The sequence below is a fragment of the Acidimicrobiales bacterium genome, from assembly GCA_036491125.1.
Taxonomy (GTDB): Bacteria; Actinomycetota; Acidimicrobiia; order Acidimicrobiales; family AC-9; genus AC-9.
In genome coordinates this window covers 1-1,672 of sequence record DASXCO010000176.1, presented here as the reverse complement: position 1 = coordinate 1,672, position 1,672 = coordinate 1, and the positions used below count along the sequence as shown (strand labels likewise).

Genomic DNA, 1,672 nt, shown 5'->3' with positions numbered 1-1,672 from the left:
GTGCTCGAGGCCGTGACCGAGGATCCGCGGGTCAAGGGCAAGCTCTTTCAGCGTCTGGACGAGGCGCTGCCCGAGGCGCGCTTCTTGGCCTCCAACACCTCATCGATCCCGATCGCGGAGCTGGCGGCATGGACGCGACGCCCGGAACGGGTGATCGGGCTGCACTTCTTCTCGCCGGTGCCGGTGATGAAGCTGGTGGAGGTGGTGGTGGCGCTCGACACCGCCGACGATACGGTCTCGGTGGCAGAGGGCTTTGCCACCGGGATGGGCAAGAAGCCGATCCGGACCAAGGACCGCTCGGGCTTCATCGTCAACATGCTGCTCGTCCCCTACCTGATGGCGGCGGTCAGGATGTATGAGGACGGCTTCGCCACGCGCGAGGACATCGACGACGGGATGCGGCTGGGCTGCGGGCATCCGATGGGGCCGCTGACCCTGTGTGACTTCATCGGCCTCGACGTGCTCTACGCCATCTGCGACTCCCTCTATGAGGAGTTCAAGCGGCCCGAGTACGCCCCCACCCCGCTGCTCAAGCGGATGGTGGTCTCAGGCCACCACGGCCGCAAGACCGGCAAGGGGTTCTACGACTACCCGTCGTAGCGCCGGGCTCAGGCCGCGACAGCGGTGAAGAGCTGCTCGTCGGCCGCGAGGTGGGCGCGCAGTGTCTTGAGGATCTGGGCGTGCAGCTGGCAGACGCGGCTCTCGGTGACCCCGAGAATCTCGCCGATCTCGCGCAGCGTGAGGTTGTAGACGTAGAGGAGCACGGCGATCTTGCGCTCGCGGGGAGCCAGGCACTCGAAGGCCTCGCGGAAGCGCTCCTTGGCCTCGCCGGTGACCGCGAACTGCTCCGGATCCCCGTCGGTGTCCTCGGAGATCAGGGTGTCGATGCGCTCGGTGGCCTGGTCCTCCTCGCCGTTGACGAGGGCGTTGAGCGAGCCCACGGACGCCTGGGCCAGCTCGTCCTGGTGGCGGACGAGATCCTTGATCTCGATGCCGAGCGCGTCAGCGAGCTCCTCACGGCTGGGACGACGGCCGTAGAGGCGAAAGAAGTTGTCGCGGGCCTTGCCGATCTCGCGGTCCCAGCGGCGGAGCGAGCGCGGGGCCCAGTCGTTGCGGCGCAGCTCGTCGAGCACCGCGCCGTGGATCCGGGTCCAGGCGAACTGCTCGAGCGTGGCGCCCTTGTCGGGGTCATAGCGGTCGATCGACTTGATGAGGGCCTCGAGGCCGCACGAGATGAAGTCGTCGACCTCGCAGCGTGCCGGCATCTCGCGGACCTTGCGGTAGACGATGTACTTGACCATCGGGGCGAAGGTCAGCACGAGGCGGTCACGCAGGCGGGGGTCGCCGGTCCGCTGGTAGTCACGCCACAGCTCAAGACTTTGATCAGCCGACAACCGTCCGGCACGTTCCGTTGTAGCCATTACACCCACTTTGGTCCGAATCTGCTCGAGGGAATGCCGGGTCCATGCGGCTGGACTTCCGGCCGGGGTGAAGGTCGCTGATCACCCCGGATTTATGTCGACCGGACCGGGGGTTTCGCGCATCCCCATTTTGCGGTAGATGTGTGCGACGCTACGGCCCAGCGACGTCGGGAGGAGGCGTGATGGAGGCCAGCCGGTGCGAGGTGCTCATCGTCGACGACCACCAGGCCGCGCGGCGCGGGATGGAGCTG

Annotated in this window: 2 protein-coding genes; one reads left to right on the top strand and one right to left on the bottom strand. The window is 67.1% G+C overall.

The features are described 5' to 3' along the window. On the top strand, positions 1-600 hold a 600-nt coding region (locus tag VGF64_13850), incomplete at its 5' end, for a 3-hydroxyacyl-CoA dehydrogenase family protein (GenBank protein HEY1635841.1). An 8-nt stretch (positions 601-608) separates the two neighbouring features. Here the strand turns inward: VGF64_13850 and VGF64_13845 are convergent. Beyond that, positions 609-1,394, bottom strand: a complete 786-nt coding sequence (locus tag VGF64_13845) for a FliA/WhiG family RNA polymerase sigma factor (protein ID HEY1635840.1) — start codon at positions 1,392-1,394, stop codon at positions 609-611. Positions 1,395-1,672 lie beyond the last annotated feature (278 nt).